Annotated in this window: 4 protein-coding genes; 1 reads left to right on the top strand and 3 read right to left on the bottom strand. The window is 68.6% G+C overall.

The features are described 5' to 3' along the window. The 3 genes from mrdA to mreC form a co-directional block, all read right to left on the bottom strand. Positions 1 to 1,667, bottom strand: a 1,667-nt coding sequence (mrdA, locus tag VF794_RS26960; protein WP_331115256.1) for a penicillin-binding protein 2, incomplete at its 3' end; no start/stop codon positions are given. Next, positions 1,664 to 2,170, bottom strand: a complete 507-nt coding sequence (locus VF794_RS26955) for a hypothetical protein (RefSeq protein ID WP_331115255.1) — start codon at positions 2,168 to 2,170, stop codon at positions 1,664 to 1,666. The genes mrdA and VF794_RS26955, both read right to left, overlap by 4 nt. Next, positions 2,171 to 3,025 (bottom strand): rod shape-determining protein MreC, encoded by an 855-nt coding sequence (gene mreC, locus VF794_RS26950; RefSeq protein ID WP_331115254.1) that lies wholly within the window; start codon positions 3,023 to 3,025, stop codon positions 2,171 to 2,173. A gap of 233 nt (positions 3,026 to 3,258) precedes the next feature. Here mreC and VF794_RS26945 point away from each other — a divergent pair. Continuing rightward, positions 3,259 to 4,159: peptidylprolyl isomerase (locus VF794_RS26945; RefSeq protein ID WP_331115253.1), on the top strand; the 901-nt coding region annotated here is incomplete at its 3' end.

Below are 4,159 nucleotides of genomic sequence, written 5' to 3'. Positions count from 1 at the left end.
CCCGTCTTGCCCGCCACCACGGTGATGTCCTTCAGCCCCGCCTGCGACATCGCCCTGTAGGCCGTACCGCCCGGCTCCATCGCCGTGGCGATCAGCCCCTCCTTCACCGCGTCGAGGTGTGCCTTGGGGATGTCCACCTGACGCACCACCTCCGGCGAGTTCTGCGCGATGACCTCACCATCCAGGCCCTCGATGCGCTCGACGAGCTGCGGCTTGAACAGCGTGCCGCCGTTGGCGATGGCCGCGTACACCATGGTCAGCTGAAGCGGCGTGACGTTGTCGTCGCCCTGGCCGATGGCGCTGTTGAGCGCCATGCCCTTGGTGTAGCCACCCGGGGACGCCTTGTTGTGGTAGTCGCTGGACGGCATGATGCCCGGCACCTCAGCGAGCACACCGATGCCCGTGGGCGAACCCAGGCCCAGGGCCTTGCCCATCTCGGCGATGGGATCCAGCCCGATGGTATCGGCCACCTTGTAGAACCAGGTGTCGCACGAGTACTGCATCGCCGTCTTGCCGTTCACCGGCCCGTGGCCGCTGTCCTTGTGGCAGCGCCAGGTGCGCGCGCCCAGCCGGTAGCCACCGGGGCAGTTCACCACCGACTCCGGCCGGAAGAGGCCCGACTTGTACGCCGCCAGCGCGGAGATCACCTTGAAGGTGGAGCCCGGGCTGAAGTGGTTGGCGGACACGCGGTTGATCATCGGCTGGAGCGGATCCTTCGCCAGCGAGGCCATCTGCGTGGGCGTGATGCGACCGGTGAGGAGGTTGGGATCGAACCCCGGCCGCGACACCACCGCGCGGATGAAGCCCGTCTTCACGTCCACCGCCACCACCGCGCCGGCGGAGGCGGGGAAGGTCTGCTCGGCCACCTCCTGAAGGCGCATGTCGATGGACAGCACCACGTTGTTGCCCGGCCGCGACGGCACCACCGCGTCCTTGCCCAGCTTGTCCTGGAGATCCTCGATGACCCGGCCGCGCGCGTTCACCACTTCCTTGCGCACGCCGTCCGTGCCGTGCAGCGTCGTCTCGAAGTAGCGCTCCAGGCCACGGCGCCCGATGTAGTCACCCAGCGCGTAGTGCCCGCCCTCGGCGTTGAGGCGCTCGAGCTCGTCCGTGTTGATCTCGTTCATGTACCCGAGCACGTGCGACAGCACGCTCCCGGTGCGGTAGTTGCGGTGCGGCACGGGCACCACGTCCACGCCGTCCAGCATGTCGCGCCGGGCGTTGATGCGGTCGTACTCGTCGCGCGCCAGATCGATGCGCACCGGCAGCGGGTGGAAGGGCGCGTTGCGGCGCGCCACGCGCACCTGGTCCTCGATGCGCTTGCGCGTGGGCTCGTCCCAGCCGAGCAGCTCGCCCAGCTGCGGCAGCACCTCGGTGGCGCAGTTGGTGCAGAAGGCCGGGGTGATGAAGGCGTCGAAGGAGGGACGGCTGTCCACCAGGATGGTGCCACGCTGGTCCTTGATGAGCCCGCGATCCGCGCGCAGGCGCACCTCCTTCACGAAGTTCGCCACGCTCTTGGCGGAGTACTCCTCGCCCTGGGTGATTTGCAGGCGGTAGAGCTGGACGGCGAGCGCCACCAGCCCGGCCACCATCGCCAGTCCCACCCACACGAAGCGGCGCTTGAGGTCGCGCCCCGGGGTCGTCTCAGCCAGAGTCGGAGGAGTCAACGCAGCAGCCCCGCGGAAGAAGAGCGATCCTGCGACGCCTCGAAGCGCCGCAGCAAGGGATAGAGGAAGGCCGCCGCCACACCGGTGAGCGTCACCTGGAGCGGCAGGCCGGGCAGCAGCGCCGTGGCCGAGCCCTCCTTCGTGGTGAGCCAGGTGAAGAAGGACGCGAGCACGCCATGGCCCACGTCCGCGCCCATGGCGAAGAGAACGAAGGCCGCGCGACCGCGCACCTCCACCAGGCTCACCACCAGCTTGCCCACCAGGAAGGTGAAGACGGCCAGGAAGGTGAAGAGGCCCGTCGGCTGGCCGCTCATCAAGTCGAGCAGGTAGCCCACGGAGAAGGCGGAGATGGAGCCCTCGAGCGTGTTGGCGCGCACGGCCAGGAAGGCCACGAGCACCACCGTCACGTCGATGCGGCTGATGGCCAGGCCCAGTTGCTGCACCACCACGGACTCCAGGGTGAGCAGCAGCAGTGCCAGGGCGATGGTGACGAGGAACTTCATCTAACGCTCACCTCCGGCCGGAGCCTGAGCCACGCTGCCGAAGGGGCTCCCCACCACGAGGACCTCTTCCAGCCGGGTGGTGTCCACCGCGGGCACGATGTCGCCGCCCAGGAACATGCCGTGCTCCGTCTTCTCCAGGTGCGACACCTTGCCCACCACCAGCCCCGGTGGGTACACCCCGTCCGTGCCGGAGGTGATGATGAGATCGCCCTCCTGGATGTCCTCGGTACGCAGCATGTTCTCCAAACGCAGCGGTCCCTTGCCCGAGCCGGCCGCCGTGCCCCGCGCCCGCGAGCGCTGCACCCGCACACCCACCCGGCTCTGCATGTCCGTCACCAGCGCCACGTCCGCCCACCCTCCCGTCGTCCGGACCACCTGACCGATGATGCCGTCCGGCGTCACCACGGACATGCCGCGGTACACCCCGTCCGACTCACCCCGGTTGATGCGCACCGACAGCAGCTTGGACACCGGGTTGACCCCGATGACCCGCGCGGCGACCTCCGGCCCCTTCACCGCCTCGGCGTAACCGAGCAGGCCTCGCAGCCGCTCGTTCTCCGCCCGCGTCTCTCCGAGCGCCTGCACGGCCGCCCGCAGCTGGAGGGTCTCCGTGCGCAGCTGCTCGTTCTCCCGCCGCACCTCGCGCAGGTCGATGTAGCCGAACACCACGGCTTTGATGCCGTCGATGAGGCCGATCAGTCCGCGCTGCAAGGGGGCGGTCATGCCGATGACCGCCCGGTCCACGAAATTGGGGTCGCGGCCGCGCCGACCCGTCGTCAGGAAGGCCCCGAACGGGTACAGCAGCAGCACACCCACGATGAGTAGCGTCCGGTAGCGCTTGAAGAGCGACAGCACTTCGTGAAGGTCCGTGTAGGAGAGAGGGAGCGGCTGAAACGGGGGGGGGCTCGCTAACTACTCTGAATCGCTTGCATTTTCCGGGGTGTTGCTCTAGGCAGTCAAGGTCTTCACGGCGGGTGGCGATCCATCGTCCACCTTCCGACCGGGCACCCAACACATGCGCGTCGTGAATCCTTCCGCGTGGAGGAAACCCCCGGCGCGACTCAGGCACAGAACACGGTCACGGCAACATGAATGACTCTCTCGAGCCGCGGAAGGTCGTTTCCCTCCTCTTCATCATCGCGATAGCGGTGGTGTTCACCCTCCAGTTCGGGCCTGGCAGCTCGGGCTTCAGCCAGACCAACAACGCGAACACGGCCCCCTCGGCCGCCGCGGTGGTGAACGGCCAGGAAATCCCGGTGCTGGAGTTCCGCCGGGAGTACGCCAATCAGCTCCAGTACCTGCGTCAGCAGGGCCAGCCCGTCACCGAGGCGGTCGCCCGCCAGTTCGGCCTGCCCCAGTCGGTGCTCGATCGCATGGTCAACACGGAGCTGCTCGCCCAGGCGGCCGAGCGCCACGGGCTCCGGGCCTCGGACGAGGAGCTGCTGAAGCTCCTCCAGCGCAGCCCCGAGTTCCAGAAGGACGGCCAGTTCGACTACGCCACCTACCAGGGCATCCTCCGCGATTACTACCGGCAGACGCCGGCGGACTACGAGGAGGACCTGCGGCGGCGGCTGACGGCGCAGAAGATGCTGGGCGTGGTGCAGAACGGCGCCGTCGTCTCGGATGACGAGGTGCGCTCGCGCTTCGAGAAGGAGGGCAACCAGGCCCGCATCGTGTTCGCGCGCTTCCTGCCCACCATGTACGCCGACAAGGTGCCGGCCCCTGGCGCCGAGGACCTGAGCACCTTCCGCAAGGCGCACGAGAAGGACATCAAGGACTACTACGAGGCCAACCGCTTCGTGTACCAGCAGCCCGAGCGCATCCGCGCGCGGCAGATCCTCATCAAGCTGGCCCCCGAGGCCACGCCGGAGCAGAAGGCCAAGGCGCTGGAGCGCGCCCAGGCGCTCGCCAAGGAGCTCGAGGGCGGCAAGGACTTCGCCGAGGTGGCGCGCGCCAGCAGCGAGGACCCGGGCACCAAGGCCGCCGGGG

It is taken from the genome of Archangium sp. (assembly GCF_036389735.1).
GTDB lineage: Bacteria > Myxococcota > Myxococcia > Myxococcales > Myxococcaceae > Archangium.
The sequence above is the reverse complement of the archived record's forward strand: the minus strand, read 5'-3'. Positions and strand labels throughout refer to the sequence as shown.